General features: G+C 55.6%; 11 protein-coding genes, 4 tRNA genes and 2 rRNA genes (1 of these 17 only partly in view). All 17 read right to left on the reverse strand.

The window, feature by feature from the left end; all coding sequences use genetic code 11:
• Positions 1-66: 66 nt before the first annotated feature.
• Positions 67-4,266 carry a DNA-directed RNA polymerase subunit beta' gene (gene rpoC / locus AB4O40_RS14685; RefSeq protein ID WP_056728978.1) on the reverse strand — a complete coding sequence of 1,400 codons (4,200 nt, stop codon included), beginning with the start codon at positions 4,264-4,266 and terminating at the stop codon, positions 67-69.
• A 64-nt stretch (positions 4,267-4,330) separates the two neighbouring features.
• Positions 4,331-8,404, reverse strand: coding sequence for a DNA-directed RNA polymerase subunit beta (gene rpoB, locus AB4O40_RS14690; RefSeq protein ID WP_053162836.1), 4,074 nt, complete (start codon positions 8,402-8,404; stop codon positions 4,331-4,333).
• A 220-nt stretch (positions 8,405-8,624) separates the two neighbouring features.
• Positions 8,625-8,990: a 50S ribosomal protein L7/L12 gene (gene rplL, locus AB4O40_RS14695; RefSeq protein ID WP_007970414.1), complete on the reverse strand. Its 366-nt coding sequence runs from the start codon at positions 8,988-8,990 to the stop codon at positions 8,625-8,627.
• A 75-nt stretch (positions 8,991-9,065) separates the two neighbouring features.
• A complete protein-coding gene (gene rplJ, locus AB4O40_RS14700; protein ID WP_007970413.1) occupies positions 9,066-9,566 on the reverse strand; it encodes a 50S ribosomal protein L10 in 501 nt (166 codons plus the stop codon).
• Positions 9,567-9,764: 198 nt separating this feature from the next.
• Entirely contained in the window at positions 9,765-10,460 is a 696-nt protein-coding gene (rplA, locus tag AB4O40_RS14705; RefSeq protein ID WP_003186095.1) for a 50S ribosomal protein L1, read from the reverse strand.
• A complete protein-coding gene (rplK, locus tag AB4O40_RS14710) occupies positions 10,460-10,891 on the reverse strand; it encodes a 50S ribosomal protein L11 (protein WP_007933726.1) in 432 nt (143 codons plus the stop codon). The genes rplA and rplK overlap by 1 nt, the downstream gene beginning before the upstream one ends.
• A 117-nt stretch (positions 10,892-11,008) precedes the next feature.
• Entirely contained in the window at positions 11,009-11,542 is a 534-nt protein-coding gene (gene nusG / locus AB4O40_RS14715) for a transcription termination/antitermination protein NusG (protein WP_007984405.1), read from the reverse strand.
• 9 nt (positions 11,543-11,551) lie between these two features.
• Positions 11,552-11,920: a preprotein translocase subunit SecE gene (gene secE, locus AB4O40_RS14720; protein ID WP_007984402.1), complete on the reverse strand. Its 369-nt coding sequence runs from the start codon at positions 11,918-11,920 to the stop codon at positions 11,552-11,554.
• A 45-nt stretch (positions 11,921-11,965) separates the two neighbouring features.
• Positions 11,966-12,041 (reverse strand) — tRNA-Trp (locus tag AB4O40_RS14725).
• A 174-nt stretch (positions 12,042-12,215) separates the two neighbouring features.
• Positions 12,216-12,291 (reverse strand) — tRNA-Thr (locus AB4O40_RS14730).
• Positions 12,292-12,317: 26 nt separating this feature from the next.
• Positions 12,318-12,391: transfer RNA gene (locus AB4O40_RS14735), tRNA-Gly, on the reverse strand.
• A 24-nt stretch (positions 12,392-12,415) separates the two neighbouring features.
• Positions 12,416-12,500: transfer RNA gene (locus AB4O40_RS14740), tRNA-Tyr, on the reverse strand.
• Between the two features lie 143 nt (positions 12,501-12,643).
• Positions 12,644-13,084: a hypothetical protein gene (locus AB4O40_RS14745; protein ID WP_056728980.1), complete on the reverse strand. Its 441-nt coding sequence runs from the start codon at positions 13,082-13,084 to the stop codon at positions 12,644-12,646.
• 7 nt (positions 13,085-13,091) lie between these two features.
• The gene (locus tag AB4O40_RS14750; protein ID WP_056728982.1) at positions 13,092-13,841 is read right to left on the reverse strand and encodes a pantothenate kinase; all 750 of its coding nucleotides are present in this window, start codon (positions 13,839-13,841) and stop codon (positions 13,092-13,094) included.
• Complete coding sequence (gene birA, locus AB4O40_RS14755; protein WP_056728984.1) at positions 13,831-14,790, reverse strand: bifunctional biotin--[acetyl-CoA-carboxylase] ligase/biotin operon repressor BirA; 960 nt, start codon at positions 14,788-14,790, stop codon at positions 13,831-13,833. Before birA ends, AB4O40_RS14750 begins: the two co-directional genes overlap by 11 nt.
• Before the next feature lie 135 nt (positions 14,791-14,925).
• Positions 14,926-15,041 (reverse strand): 5S ribosomal RNA (rrf, locus tag AB4O40_RS14760).
• 169 nt (positions 15,042-15,210) lie between these two features.
• A 23S ribosomal RNA gene (locus tag AB4O40_RS14765) occupies positions 15,211-16,834 on the reverse strand; it runs 1,270 nt beyond the window's last position.

Consider the following 16,834-nt stretch of genomic DNA (forward strand, 5'->3'; position numbering starts at 1 on the left):
TCTCGACAAATTGTCTCGATTCGATGAACGGAGTGACCAGGGCCTCACACTCATTTACCGCAGAACTCAGTTACCGCTCGAGTTCAGCGCTTCGGTCAGTGCAGCTTCCACTTCACTGGCGCTTACGCGCAACGGCTTGTCTGCATCACGGCGGCGCTTACGCTCGCTGTGATAAGCCAGGCCGGTACCAGCCGGGATCAGACGACCCACGACCACGTTTTCTTTCAGGCCGCGCAGGTAATCGCGCTTGCCGGTTACCGCCGCTTCGGTCAGTACGCGAGTGGTTTCCTGGAAGGAAGCCGCCGAGATGAACGATTCGGTGGACAACGACGCCTTGGTGATACCCAGCAGCACGCGAGTGAACTTGGAGACAAACTTGTCTTCGCCGCTCAGACGCTCGTTCTCTACCAGTACGTGAGTCAATTCCATCTGGTCGCCCTTGATGAAACTGGAATCGCCGGATTCAGCGATCTCAACTTTACGCAGCATCTGACGCAGGATGGTCTCGATGTGCTTGTCGTTGATCTTCACGCCTTGCAGACGGTAAACGTCCTGGATCTCGTTGACGATGTACTTGGCCAGCGCACTCACACCCAGCAGACGCAGGATGTCGTGTGGATCGCTCGGACCGTCGGAGATAACTTCGCCGCGGTTTACCTGTTCGCCTTCGAACACGTTCAGGTGACGCCACTTCGGAATCAGCTCTTCGTACGGATCGGTACCGTCGTTCGGGGTGATAACCAGACGGCGCTTGCCTTTGGTCTCTTTACCGAACGCGATGGTGCCGCTGACTTCAGCCAGAATCGACGCTTCTTTCGGACGACGGGCTTCGAACAAGTCGGCAACACGCGGCAGACCACCGGTGATGTCGCGAGTTTTCGAAGTCTCTTGCGGGATACGAGCGATAACATCACCGATCGCGATCTTCGCACCATCCGCTACACCGACCAGGGCGTTGGCTGGCAGGAAGTACTGAGCGATAACGTCAGTGCCTGGCAGCAACAGATCCTTGCCGTTGTCGTCGACCATCTTCACGGCAGGACGGATGTCCTTACCGGCAGCTGGACGATCTTTGGCGTCGAGTACTTCAATGTTGGTCATACCGGTCAATTCGTCAGTCTGACGCTTGATCGTGATGCCTTCTTCCATGCCCACGTAGGTCACGGTACCTTTCATTTCGGTAACGATCGGGTGAGTGTGCGGATCCCACTTGGCCACGATGGCGCCAGCTTCGACCTTGTCACCCTCTTTAACCGAAATCACGGCACCGTACGGCAGCTTGTAACGCTCACGCTCACGACCGAAGTCATCAGCGATGGCCAGCTCACCGGAACGGGACACAGCAACCAGGTGACCATCCACTCGCTCAACGTGCTTCAGGTTATGCAGACGGACGGTACCGCCATTCTTCACCTGAACGCTGTCGGCTGCGGAGGTCCGGCTTGCCGCACCACCGATGTGGAACGTACGCATCGTCAGCTGGGTACCCGGCTCACCGATGGACTGGGCAGCGATAACGCCGACCGCTTCACCGATGTTCACCTGGTGACCACGAGCCAGATCGCGGCCGTAGCACTTGGCGCAAATACCGAAGCGGGTTTCGCAGCTGATCGGCGAACGCACGATCACTTCGTCGATGCTGTTGAGTTCGATGAACTCGACCCACTTTTCGTCTACCAGGGTGCCGGCAGGAACGATGACGTCCTCGGTACCTGGCTTGAATACGTCACGGGCGATAACACGACCCAATACGCGCTCACCCAGCGGCTCTACAACGTCACCGCCTTCAATGTGCGGAGTCATCAGCAGACCGTGTTCAGTGCCGCAATCGATCTCGGTTACAACCAGATCTTGTGCAACGTCTACCAGACGACGAGTCAGGTAACCGGAGTTAGCCGTTTTCAACGCGGTATCCGCAAGACCCTTACGAGCACCGTGAGTGGAGATGAAGTACTGAAGTACGCTCAAACCTTCACGGAAGTTCGCAGTAATCGGCGTTTCAATGATGGAACCGTCCGGCTTGGCCATCAGACCACGCATACCGGCCAGCTGACGAATCTGCGCTGCGGAACCCCGCGCACCCGAGTCGGCCATCATGTACATCGAGTTGAAAGACTCTTGATCGACTTCAACGCCATGACGGTCGATAACCTTCTCTTTCGAGAGGTTGGCCATCATTGCCTTGGAAACTTCGTCGTTCGCTTTCGACCAAAGGTCGATCACTTTGTTGTACTTCTCGCCCTGGGTTACCAGGCCGGAGGCGTACTGGCTTTCGATCTCTTTCACTTCATCAGTGGCAGCATTGATGATGCGGGCTTTTTCATCCGGGATAACGAAGTCGTTAACACCGATGGAAACGCCGGAAATGGTCGAATACGCAAAACCGGTGTACATCAACTGGTCAGCGAAGATCACAGTCTCTTTCAAACCAACCACGCGATAGCACTGGTTGATCAGCTTGGAGATTGCCTTCTTCTTCATCGGCAGGTTGACGACGTCGTACGACAGACCCTTTGGCACAACCTGGAACAACAGAGCACGGCCGACAGTGGTGTCGACGATACGGGTGTTGCTCACGCTGCCGCCATCACGGTCGTTGACGGTTTCGTTGATCCGGACTTTAACCTTGGCGTGCAGTGCGGCTTCGCCGGCACGGAACACACGGTCAACTTCCTGCAGATCCGCGAACACACGACCTTCGCCCTTGGCGTTGATCGCTTCACGAGTCATGTAGTACAGACCCAATACAACGTCCTGCGACGGAACGATGATTGGCTCACCGTTGGCTGGCGACAGAATGTTGTTGGTCGACATCATCAACGCACGCGCTTCGAGCTGGGCTTCCAGCGTCAGCGGTACGTGCACGGCCATTTGGTCGCCGTCGAAGTCGGCGTTGTACGCGGCGCAGACCAGAGGGTGCAGCTGGATAGCCTTACCTTCGATCAGTACCGGTTCAAACGCCTGGATACCCAGACGGTGAAGGGTCGGTGCACGGTTGAGAAGAACCGGGTGTTCGCGAATCACTTCAGCGAGAACGTCCCAAACCTCTGGCAGCTCGCGCTCGACCATCTTCTTGGCAGCCTTGATGGTGGTAGCAAGACCACGCATTTCAAGCTTGCCGAAAATGAACGGCTTGAACAGCTCGAGAGCCATTTTCTTCGGCAGACCGCACTGGTGCAGACGCAAGGTCGGACCTACGGTAATTACCGAACGGCCGGAGTAGTCAACACGCTTACCGAGCAAGTTCTGACGGAAACGACCCTGCTTACCCTTGATCATGTCAGCCAGGGACTTCAGAGGACGCTTATTGGAACCTGTGATAGCGCGGCCACGACGACCGTTGTCGAGCAGTGCGTCGACGGCTTCCTGCAACATACGCTTTTCGTTGCGCACGATGATGTCCGGAGCGGACAGATCCAGCAGGCGCTTCAAACGGTTGTTACGGTTGATCACTCGACGATACAGATCGTTGAGGTCGGAAGTCGCGAAGCGACCGCCATCGAGCGGGACCAGTGGACGCAGATCTGGCGGCAGAACCGGCAGAACGGTCAGCACCATCCACTCTGGCAGGTTGCCGGAACCCTGGAAGGCTTCCATCAACTTCAGACGCTTGGACAGCTTCTTGATCTTGGTTTCGGAGTTGGTTTGCGGAATTTCTTCACGCAGGCGGCCAATCTCGTGTTCCAGGTCGATAGCGTGCAGCAGTTCGCGGACAGCTTCGGCACCCATGCGGGCATCGAAATCGTCGCCGAACTCTTCCAGCGCTTCGAAGTACTGCTCGTCGTTGAGCAGTTGACCTTTTTCAAGGGTGGTCATGCCTGGATCGATAACGACGTAGCTCTCGAAGTAGAGAACGCGCTCGATATCACGCAGGGTCATGTCCATCAGCAAGCCGATACGGGACGGCAGCGATTTCAGGAACCAGATGTGGGCAACTGGCGAGGCCAGTTCGATGTGCGCCATGCGCTCACGGCGAACTTTTGCCAGCGCGACTTCAACGCCGCACTTCTCGCAGATCACACCACGGTGCTTCAAGCGCTTGTACTTACCGCACAGGCACTCGTAATCCTTTACCGGGCCAAAGATCTTGGCGCAGAACAGGCCGTCACGTTCAGGTTTGAACGTACGGTAGTTGATGGTTTCCGGCTTTTTAACTTCACCGAACGACCACGAACGGATCATCTCAGGCGATGCCAATCCAATACGGATGGCGTCGAACTCTTCGACTTGACCCTGGTTTTTCAGCAAATTCAGTAGGTCTTTCAAGGCCTTTCCTCCTGGCGGAGCAGAGAGCGGGCAATCCTGCCCCGCTCTCGATTCGCGTCACGTGTTATTCGGTTTCCAGATCGATATCGATGCCGAGGGAACGAATTTCCTTGATCAACACGTTGAAGGACTCGGGCATGCCCGGCTCCATACGGTGATCGCCATCCACGATGTTCTTGTACATCTTGGTACGGCCGTTCACATCGTCCGACTTCACTGTGAGCATTTCTTGCAGAGTGTAAGCGGCACCGTATGCTTCCAGTGCCCAGACCTCCATCTCCCCGAAACGCTGACCACCGAACTGCGCCTTACCACCCAGCGGCTGCTGGGTAACCAGGCTGTACGAACCGGTAGAACGAGCGTGCATCTTGTCGTCTACCAAGTGGTTCAGCTTCAGCATGTACATGTAGCCAACGGTAACCGGGCGCTCGAACTTGTTGCCGGTACGGCCGTCGGTCAGCTGCATCTGGCCGCTTTCTGGCAGGTCCGCCAGTTTCAGCATGGCCTTGATTTCGCTTTCCTTGGCGCCGTCGAACACTGGAGTGGCCATTGGAACGCCGCCACGCAGGTTTTGAGCCAGGTCCAGGATTTCCTGGTCCGAGAAGTCATCGAGGCTTTCCTGACGACCGCCGATCTCGTTATAGATCTCGTGCAGGAACTTGCGCAGCTCGGCAACCTTGCGCTGCTCTTCAATCATGCGGTTGATCTTCTCGCCCAGACCTTTGGCCGCGAGGCCCAGGTGGGTTTCAAGGATCTGACCGACGTTCATACGCGAAGGTACGCCCAACGGGTTGAGGACGACGTCGACCGGGGTGCCATTGGCATCGTGCGGCATGTCTTCAACCGGCATGATCACGGAGACCACACCCTTGTTACCGTGACGACCGGCCATCTTGTCGCCCGGCTGGATGCGACGACGGATTGCCAGGTAAACCTTGACGATTTTCAGCACGCCTGGAGCCAGGTCATCGCCCTGCTGCAGTTTGCGCTTCTTGTCTTCGAACTTGTCGTCCAGCAGACGGCGACGATCAACGATGTAGGCCTGAGCCTTCTCGAGCTGCTCGTTCAGAGCATCTTCAGCCATGCGCAGTTTGAACCACTGGCCGTGCTCAAGACCGTCGAGAACTTCGTCGGTGATGTCCTGGCCTTTCTTCAGACCGGCGCCGCCTTCGGCTTTGTGGCCGACCAGAGCGGAACGCAGACGTTCGAAAGTAGCACCTTCAACGATACGGAACTCTTCGTTGAGGTCCTTGCGGATCTCGTCCAGCTGGGACTTCTCGATCGACAGGGCACGAGCATCACGCTCAACGCCGTCGCGAGTGAAGACCTGTACGTCGATGACAGTACCCTTGGTACCGGTAGGTACGCGCAGGGAAGTGTCTTTAACGTCGCTGGCTTTTTCACCGAAGATCGCACGCAGCAGTTTTTCTTCCGGAGTCAGCTGGGTCTCGCCTTTCGGAGTGACCTTACCGACCAGGATGTCGCCTGCGCCAACTTCGGCACCTACGTAAACGATACCGGCTTCGTCCAGCTTGTTCAGAGCCGCTTCACCCACGTTCGGGATGTCGGCGGTGATTTCCTCTGGGCCAAGCTTGGTGTCACGAGCCACACAGGTCAGTTCCTGGATGTGGATCGTGGTGAAGCGGTCTTCCTGAACAACACGCTCGGACAGGCAGATGGAGTCTTCGAAGTTGAAGCCGTTCCATGCCATGAACGCGATGCGCATGTTCTGACCCAGTGCCAGTTCACCCATATCGGTGGACGGGCCGTCGGCCATGATGTCGCTACGCTGAACCCGATCACCCTTACGCACCAGCGGACGCTGGTTGATGCAGGTGTTCTGGTTGGAGCGGGTGTACTTGGTCAGGTTGTAGATGTCGACACCGGCTTCACCGGTTTCAACTTCGTCATCGGCAACACGAACCACGATACGGCTGGCGTCGACGGAGTCGATCACGCCGCCACGACGAGCCACGACGCAAACGCCGGAGTCACGGGCTACGTTTCGCTCCATGCCGGTACCTACCAGCGGCTTGTCAGCGCGCAGGGTTGGTACAGCTTGACGCTGCATGTTCGAACCCATCAACGCACGGTTGGCGTCGTCGTGCTCGAGGAACGGAATCAGCGACGCAGCAACCGAAACTACCTGCTTCGGCGATACGTCCATCAAGGTGACGTCTTCCGGCGCCTTGACGGTGAATTCGTTCAAGTGACGAACAGCTACCAGTTCGTCGATCAGGACTTTCTTGTCGTTCATCGTGGCCGAGGCCTGAGCGATCACGTGATCGGCTTCTTCGATGGCGGACAGGAACACGATCTCGTCGGTGACCAGAGCGTCTTTCACCACGCGGTACGGGCTTTCCAGGAAGCCGTACTGGTTGGTGCGCGCATAAGCGGCCAAGGAGTTGATCAGACCGATGTTCGGACCTTCCGGCGTTTCAATCGGGCATACACGACCGTAGTGAGTCGGGTGTACGTCACGAACTTCGAAGCCGGCGCGCTCACGAGTCAGACCGCCAGGGCCGAGTGCGGAAACACGACGCTTGTGGGTGATCTCGGACAGCGGGTTGTTCTGGTCCATGAACTGGGACAGCTGGCTGGAACCGAAGAACTCTTTCACCGCCGCAGCCACTGGCTTGGCGTTGATCAGGTCTTGCGGCATCAGGCCTTCGCTTTCAGCCATCGACAGACGCTCTTTGACCGCACGCTCAACACGTACCAGGCCAACGCGGAACTGGTTCTCGGCCATTTCGCCTACGCAGCGAACACGACGGTTACCCAGGTGGTCGATGTCATCGACGATGCCTTTACCGTTACGGATGTCGACCAGGGTCTTCAGTACCGCGACGATATCTTCCTTGCACAGCACGCCCGAACCTTCGATCTCGGTACGACCGATACGACGGTTGAACTTCATCCGGCCGACCGCAGACAGGTCATAGCGCTCAGGGCTGAAGAACAGGTTGTTGAACAGGGTCTCGGCAGCGTCTTTGGTTGGCGGCTCGCCAGGACGCATCATGCGATAGATCTCGACCAGCGCTTCCAGTTGGTTGCTGGTGGAGTCAATCTTCAGGGTGTCGGAGACGAACGGACCGCAGTCGATATCGTTGGTGTACAGAGTTTCGATGCGAACAACCTGAGCCTTGGCGATTTTGGCCAGGATCTCGGTGTTCAGCTCGGTGTTGCACTCTGCCAGGATTTCGCCGGTTGCCGGGTGCACGATGACCTTGGCGGTTGTACGACCCAGGACGTAGTCCAGAGGCACATCCAGCTCTTTGATCCCGGCTTTTTCCAGCTGGTTGATGTGGCGAGCGGTGATACGACGACCCTGCTCGACAATAACCTTGCCCTTGTCATCCTGAATATCGAGGACAGCGATTTCACCACGCAGGCGCTGAGGCACCAGCTCCAGGCTCAGGGTCTCGCCCTTCACATGGAATACGTTGGTGGTATAGAACGCGTCCAGCACTTCTTCAGTGGTATAGCCCAGCGCGCGCAGCAGTACCGATGCAGGCAGCTTGCGACGACGGTCGATACGCACGAATACGCAGTCTTTCGGGTCGAACTCGAAGTCCAGCCACGAACCGCGGTAAGGAATGATGCGCGCGGAGTACAGCAGTTTACCGGAGCTGTGCGTCTTGCCACGGTCGTGGTCGAAGAACACGCCCGGGGAACGGTGCAGCTGGGAAACGATTACACGCTCGGTACCGTTGATTACGAAGGTACCGTTTTCAGTCATCAGGGGGATTTCACCCATGTAGACTTCTTGCTCTTTGATGTCCTTGATCGCTTTGTTCGACGACTCTTTGTCGAAAATGATCAGGCGCACTTTTACCCGCAAAGGTACGGCGTAAGTTACACCGCGCAATACGCATTCTTTGACATCAAATGCCGGTTCGCCCAGGCGATAACCGACGTACTCCAGCGCAGCATTGCCGGAGTAGCTGATGATCGGGAAAACGGATTTGAAGGCCGCATGCAGGCCCACGTCGCGGAACTGATCTTTAGTCGCTCCCGCTTGCAAGAATTCACGATACGAATCCAGCTGGATGGCCAGGAGGTACGGCACATCCATGACGTCCGGCAACTTGCTAAAGTCCTTGCGGATACGTTTTTTCTCAGTATATGAGTAAGCCATCAGCGTTCCCCAGCTTGGTCACCTGCTTGTTTGGCCCCTCCCGACGGGAGCAGCCAGAAAATCGTGCAAACCCCATGGTTTGCGCCACCGCATCGGGTGGTTACAGCACGTTATCGGCACCGACCCAGTCGGCTGCCAATAACGGAAAAAGGCCGGTGGCAAGAGCCACCAGCCATCAGCCTGTCGCTTAACGCTCGGGCTGGAGGAGCAAAGTCGATGCTTACTTCAGCTCGACTTTAGCGCCTGCTTCTTCCAGAGCTGCTTTGGCTTTGTCAGCTGCGTCTTTGGCAACAGCTTCCAGAACCATGGCAGGTGCGCCGTCAACTACAGCCTTGGCTTCTTTCAAGCCCAGACCGGTCAGTTCACGTACAGCCTTGATCACGTTAACTTTCTTCTCGCCAGCTTCGGTCAGCATGACGTTGAATTCGGTTTGCTCTTCAGCAACGGCAGCAGCAACAGCTGGACCAGCCGATGCAGCAGCAGCGGTAACACCGAATTTTTCTTCGAAAGCTTTGATCAGCTCAACAACTTCCATTACGGACATGTTGCCAACTGCTTCAAGGATATCGTTCTGAGAGATAGACATGAATCTAATTCCTGATATTGGGGACGGCCTACGCGACCATCGAAAAAAACAAAAAACGCGAGAAGTTGACGAGCCTTAGGCTGCAGCAGCTTCTTTCTGGTCGCGAATTGCCGCCAGAGTACGAGCCAACTTGCTGGTAGCGCCTTGAATCACGCTCATCAGCTGAGAAATTGCTTCGTCACGGGTCGGCAGAGTTGCCAGTACGTCGATTTGGTTAGCTGCGAGGAACTTGCCCTCGAACGCAGCTGCCTTGATCTCGAACTTGTCCTGACCCTTTGCGAATTCCTTGAAGATCCGGGCAGCAGCGCCTGGATGTTCCTTGGAGAACGCAATCAGGGTAGGGCCAGTGAACACGTCGTTGAGGACACTGAATTCAGTGTCAGCAACAGCGCGCTTGAGCAGGGTGTTACGTACAACACGTACGTAAACGCCAGCTTCACGAGCCTCTTTACGGAGTCCGGTCATCGCGCCTACTGTTACGCCACGGGCATCAGCCACGACAGCGGACAGAGCGACTTTGGCAGCCTCGTTGACTTCAGCGACGATGGCCTTCTTGTCTTCGAGTTTAATTGCCACGGGTTTAACTCCTGCTTGTTACCGTTTCATCTGGTCGAAACCGGATGTCGTTTTGGTGTCTGATTCGGTAAGGAACCGGGAGCACCATCTGCGTAGGCTTGTGGTTTAAGACTTGCGTCGCCTACGGTCTTGGATAGCCCCCGCCAGGCAGGGACCCCAATTTTTCAATTGGCGCAATCGCTTGCGCCAATTTGTGTCTTACGCGTCGAGCGAGCTTTGGTCGATGACCAGACCTGGGCCCATAGTGGTGCTCAGGGTAACGCGCTTGACGTAAATGCCTTTCGAGGAAGCTGGCTTGATACGCTTCAGATCAGCGATCAGGGCTTCAACGTTTTCCTTCAGCTTGACGGCGTCGAAGCCGATCTTGCCAACGGAAGTGTGGATGATGCCGTTTTTGTCGGTGCGATAACGAACCTGACCAGCCTTGGCGTTCTTAACCGCGGTAGCTACGTCTGGAGTTACGGTGCCGACTTTAGGGTTAGGCATCAGGCCACGTGGACCGAGGATCTGACCCAACTGACCTACAACACGCATTGCATCCGGGGATGCGATCACTACGTCATAGTTCAGGTCGCCGCCTTTCATTTCGGCAGCCAGGTCGTCCATGCCTACGCGGTCAGCGCCGGCAGCCAGAGCGGCTTCAGCAGCTGGACCCTGGGTGAACACAGCAACGCGAACGGTCTTGCCAGTGCCGTGTGGCAGCACAGTAGCGCTACGAACGACCTGGTCGGATTTACGCGGGTCAACACCCAGGTTTACAGCTACGTCGAACGACTCGCTGAACTTGACAGTCGACAGCTCAGCCAGCAGGGCAGCGGCGTCTACAAAGTTGTAGGCCTTGCCTGCTTCGATTTTGCCGGCGATAGCCTTTTGACGCTTGGTCAGCTTAGCCATTACACACCCTCCACGTTAAGGCCCATGCTACGAGCAGAACCGGCGATAGTACGCACGGCTGCTTCCATATCAGCTGCAGTCAGATCCGCGTTTTTGGTTTTCGCGATTTCTTCCAGCTGAGCACGAGTCACGGTGCCAACCTTAACGGTGTTCGGACGAGCGGAACCGCTGGTCAGACCGGCCGCCTTCTTCAGCAGAACCGAAGCAGGGGTGGATTTGGTTTCGAAAGTGAAGCTACGGTCGCTATAGACAGTGATGATCACTGGAGTCGGCAGACCTGGCTCAAGACCCTGAGTACGGGCGTTGAAAGCCTTGCAGAATTCCATGATGTTCACGCCGTGCTGACCCAGAGCAGGACCAACAGGTGGGCTTGGGTTAGCCTGAGCGGCCTTCACTTGCAGCTTGATGTAAGCGGTAATCTTCTTGGCCATGAGGCACTCCAATTACGGGTTCGAACGCCTCGAGAGGCTCCCCGGTTACTTGCGCGTTTATCCCAGTGACGACAAAACCCCACAGCCTACGGCTGCGGGGTTGGGATTTTTGCTCAACTAGACCTTTTCGACCTGGCTGAACTCGAGCTCCACCGGAGTAGAGCGACCGAAAATGAGCACTGCGACCTGGATCCGGCTCTTTTCGTAGTTAACTTCTTCAACAACACCGGTAAAGTCTGCGAACGGACCGTCATTGACACGCACCGACTCGCCCGGCTCGAACAACGTCTTCGGCTTCGGCTTGTCGCTGCCATCGGCAACGCGACGCAGAATCGCTTCTGCTTCTTTATCGGTGATTGGCGCAGGCTTATCGGCAGTACCGCCAATGAAACCCATCACCCGAGGCGTATCCTTGACCAAGTGCCAAGTACCCTCGTTCATATCCATTTGCACCAGCACATAGCCAGGGAAGAATTTGCGTTCGCTTTTGCGCTTCTGGCCATTGCGCATTTCAACCACTTCTTCAGTGGGAACCAGAATCTCGCCGAAGCCATCTTCCATACCAGCCAGCTTTACGCGCTCGATCAGCGAGCGCATTACATGCTTCTCGTAACCGGAGTAAGCATGCACAACATACCAACGCTTAGCCACGGGACACCCTTAGCCGACGATCAAGGAAACAAGCCAGCCGAGCAGGGAATCAAGCCCCCACAACAGCAACGCCATAACCAGGACAACAGCCACAACGATCAACGTGGTCTGCGTGGTTTCTTGGCGAGTTGGCCAAACGACTTTACGAATTTCGGTGCGCGCTTCCTTAACCAGTACAAAGAAAGACTTGCCCTTGACTGTCTGCAGGCCTACAAAGGCAGCTACGGCAGCAATAGCAAGCAATGCGAGTACGCGGTACAGGATCGGCGAAGCAGAAAAGTACTGATTGCCAACAACGCCAACAACCACCAGAGCGACTACTACAAGCCACTTGAGGAGGTCGAAACGAGAGCCTTGAGCTTCAGCTTTAGGAGTCATCTATGAAGATCCTGTGAAAAGAAAGCCAGACACACCGAGTGAATCTGGCAGGTCAGGAGGGAATCGAACCCCCAACCTACGGTTTTGGAGACCGTCGCTCTGCCAATTGAGCTACTGACCTAAAACAAAATCAGGCCGACCATTATGCCGACCCGAAAAAGACTTTACAACACTTACGAGGCAATCCTGGCTGCAACACCGATATCCATGACACCGGCAACCCTCAGAAACACAATCAGGCGCAACCACTACCACCTAAAACAAAGGCAGATATTTTCATATCTGCCTTGTTATATGGAGCTCTTGAGCGGATTTGAACCGCTGACCTCACCCTTACCAAGGGTGTGCTCTACCAACTGAGCTACAAGAGCGTAACACTGTGCAAAACCCGTAAACTTGGAGCGGGTAGCGGGAATCGAACCCGCATCATCAGCTTGGAAGGCTGAGGTTCTACCACTAAACTATACCCGCGAGGCTTACAGCTCTCGCTAAAAATGGTGGAGGGGGAAGGATTCGAACCTTCGAAGTCGTAGACGTCAGATTTACAGTCTGATCCCTTTGGCCGCTCGGGAACCCCTCCTAAGCGAGCCGGCATTCTACATCATGCCAGCCTTCTGTCAAGCATTTTTCTCATTAAAAACCTGAGCTTAGCTGCGTTGACCTCGCTTCACACCGCTTACCGTTTCCGGTGTTCGCTGTGGAGCGGGCGCCATTCTATGCAAACTATTCGGTGGGTGCAACCCCCTCGCACGGCATTATTTTATGTTTTAACTCATTGAATTCTTTAGAAAGGTTTTGCAGCTGCAAATCGTCCAGCCAACGCCGGCTTTCCGGTGCGATACGCACCCAATACGCCGCTCCTTCAGCCGCAGCTTTCGGCAGGGACTGAAACTTGACCTCCATCCCGCTCAAACGACGCTCAACCGCCTGTGCGGCCTCCTGGCGCGCATAGCCGCCCAGATAAAGGCAGCCATTGTCTGCCGAGGCAGCTTTTCCCTTATCCTTGGATACGTCACTTGCTTCGCTCAACAAGCGAATATCTTGTTGAGATCCGCGATACAGACTCAAAGGCGTGACATCCTTCGCGCGCAAAGGAGCCTCTTGTTGATGCCAGATGTAGTAGAAGCCATTGAGGACAAGCAGCAGCAGAAACAACCAACGCATAAAAACCTCAGGACAAGGGACAGGCCATGGCCAATCCGACAAACACCAAGTCCGGAACAACCCTGGCCTGAGGCACGACCTCGGCAACCAGGCTCGCATCCCCCCCGGTGAGGAACACGACAAAGTCCTCACCCCAGTAACTGCGCGCCAACTCGAGCTGGGTCAGCACGAAGCCGCGCAACATCAACAGACAACCACGCTCTACAGCCTCGACAGTCGCGCGACCAGGAACAAGACTTTCCTGAGCCTGCTCGGCCGCCAGATCCCCATAACGAATTTTGCGGGTGTGGGTGCGCAACTGGTTGCGCATCAACGGCATCCCTGGACAGATGAAACCACCCAGGTGTCCTCCATCCGCCGCGATAAAGTCAGCGGTCACGGCCGTACCGAAATCGAGCACCAGACACGCACCCGAGGCCAGATGAAAGCCTCCGAGCATTGCGAGCCACCGATCCAGCCCCAACCGCTCAAACTCTTCATACCCATTACGCACGCCTGACATTTCGCGAGCAGGCGTTGCGCATACAACCGGCACATCAAAGGTATCGCCGAGCAATGACGTCAACGCAGCGGTTTCCTCCGCGGTCCTGACGCTCACCAACCGGCAAAACGTGAGGGCAAGCCCTTTGATCGCCCCCAAACCCTCCAGCAATCCAAGATTGGAATCGACGACCCCTTCACCGAGCACCTGCCCGGCATTAGCGGCAAGCACACGCCACTTGATGAAACTATTCCCACAATCGAGCTCAAGAATCATCACGCAACCTCAGGCTCAACTCACCACCACTGAAGACTTTCTCCACACCATCCACCTTCAGGCGCAAAGCGCCCTGGCCATCAATACCAAGTACTTCACCATCAATTTGATTGACGCCGGCAATCAAGGACACGCTTCGCCCCTGCCATAGGTGATTTTGCTCCCACTCCGACTGGATGGCCAAAAAACCACCCGCCTGGTGACGAGCCAGGTATCGCTGCAGCATCTCCCCCAGCACCGCAACCAATTGGTTGCGGTCAAAAAATTTGCCTGACTCGAGCCGCAGGGATGTCCATTGCTGGTCCACCTCATCAGCGGACTGCATGTTCACATTGATCCCCACCCCCAGGACCACGTGGCACACATCAGCAGGATCACCAACCAACTCGAGCAGTATTCCCGCGATCTTTTTCTGGCCTACAAGGACATCGTTAGGCCACTTCAATCCAGCGGATGCAATACCGAGCTCGCGCAACGCCTGCAAGACAGCGAGCCCAACGACAAGACTCAAGCCCTCCAGCTGGCGCATCCCACCATCAATGCGTAGCACCAGGCTGTAATAGACGTTTTCTGCGAATGGACTGACCCACTTGCGACCACGTCGCCCGCGTCCGGCTGTCTGCCGCTCCGAAAGCACCACAAAGGGTGCCGCTTGCCCACGCTCGATAGCACGCAGTGCTTCGGCATTAGTGGAGTCGATTGAGTCGTAAACCTGGACGGGCCAGGCGCAGGAGTGCGCCTGAGCGCTAATCTCGGCAGGATCGAGCAGCGCCAATGGCGCGGACAGTTGATAGCCGCGCCCACGAACCTTATGAATAGACAGACCCAGCTCAGCTTCCAAATGCTGAAGCTGCTTCCACACAGCACTACGACTGACGCCCAGGGCGGCACCCAATGCTTGGCCCGAATGGAATCGGCCATCTTTAAGAAGCTTTAACAACGTCAGCATGCAGGTCTCGACTCACAATGAGGCCCGCATGATAGCCACGCATCGAGCGATTGCATAGAAATCCAGCAGCCGTGGCTTTCTTGCGGACAAAAACAAAACCCCAACTGCTTTCGCAATTGGGGTTTCGGAATTTAATCTTGACGATGACCTACTCTCACATGGGGAAACCCCACACTACCATCGGCGATGCATCGTTTCACTGCTGAGTTCGGGATGGGATCAGGTGGTTCCAACGCTCTATGGTCGTCAAGAAATTCGGGTACTGAGTCGTGACCGGTTGGCCTCGCTTCAGCAAATTGGGTATGTGATAGTTTGGTGTTTTGTGAGTATCTCGAACTTTCGGTTCGTTTCGTCTTCACACACCGCAATCTGGCCTCTTTCGTTTCTTCAACTAGGAGCAGCAAATTGCTTGGGTGTTATATGGTCAAGCCTCACGGGCAATTAGTATTGGTTAGCTCAACGCCTCACAGCGCTTACACACCCAACCTATCAACGTCGTAGTCTTCGACGGCCCTTCAGGGGACTCAAGGTCCCAGTGAGATCTCATCTTGAGGCAAGTTTCCCGCTTAGATGCTTTCAGCGGTTATCTTTTCCGAACATAGCTACCCGGCAATGCCACTGGCGTGACAACCGGAACACCAGAGGTTCGTCCACTCCGGTCCTCTCGTACTAGGAGCAGCCCCTCTCAAATCTCAAACGTCCACGGCAGATAGGGACCGAACTGTCTCACGACGTTCTAAACCCAGCTCGCGTACCACTTTAAATGGCGAACAGCCATACCCTTGGGACCGGCTTCAGCCCCAGGATGTGATGAGCCGACATCGAGGTGCCAAACACCGCCGTCGATATGAACTCTTGGGCGGTATCAGCCTGTTATCCCCGGAGTACCTTTTATCCGTTGAGCGATGGCCCTTCCATACAGAACCACCGGATCACTAAGACCTACTTTCGTACCTGCTCGACGTGTCTGTCTCGCAGTCAAGCGCGCTTTTGCCTTTATACTCTACGACCGATTTCCGACCGGTCTGAGCGCACCTTCGTACTCCTCCGTTACTCTTTAGGAGGAGACCGCCCCAGTCAAACTACCCACCATACACTGTCCTCGATCCGGATAACGGACCTGAGTTAGAACCTCAAAGTTGCCAGGGTGGTATTTCAAGGTTGGCTCCACGCGAACTGGCGTCCACGCTTCAAAGCCTCCCACCTATCCTACACAAGCAAATTCAAAGTCCAGTGCAAAGCTATAGTAAAGGTTCACGGGGTCTTTCCGTCTAGCCGCGGATACACTGCATCTTCACAGCGATTTCAATTTCACTGAGTCTCGGGTGGAGACAGCGCCGCCATCGTTACGCCATTCGTGCAGGTCGGAACTTACCCGACAAGGAATTTCGCTACCTTAGGACCGTTATAGTTACGGCCGCCGTTTACCGGGGCTTCGATCAAGAGCTTCGCGTTAGCTAACCCCATCAATTAACCTTCCGGCACCGGGCAGGCGTCACACCCTATACGTCCACTTTCGTGTTTGCAGAGTGCTGTGTTTTTAATAAACAGTCGCAGCGGCCTGGTATCTTCGACCGGCGTGGGCTTACGGAGCAAGTCCTTCACCCTCACCGGCGCACCTTCTCCCGAAGTTACGGTGCCATTTTGCCTAGTTCCTTCACCCGAGTTCTCTCAAGCGCCTTGGTATTCTCTACCCAACCACCTGTGTCGGTTTGGGGTACGGTTCCTGGTTACCTGAAGCTTAGAAGCTTTTCTTGGAAGCATGGCATCAACCACTTCGTGTTCTAAAAGAACACTCGTCATCAGCTCTCGGCCTTGGAATCCCGGATTTACCTAAGATTCCAGCCTACCACCTTAAACTTGGACAACCAACGCCAAGCTGGCCTAGCCTTCTCCGTCCCTCCATCGCAATAACCAGAAGTACAGGAATATTAACCTGTTTTCCATCGACTACGCTTTTCAGCCTCGCCTTAGGGACCGACTAACCCTGCGTCGATTAACGTTGCGCAGGAAACCTTGGTCTTTCGGCGTGGGTGTTTTTCAC

This window comes from Pseudomonas sp. S2_F07, assembly GCF_054668325.1.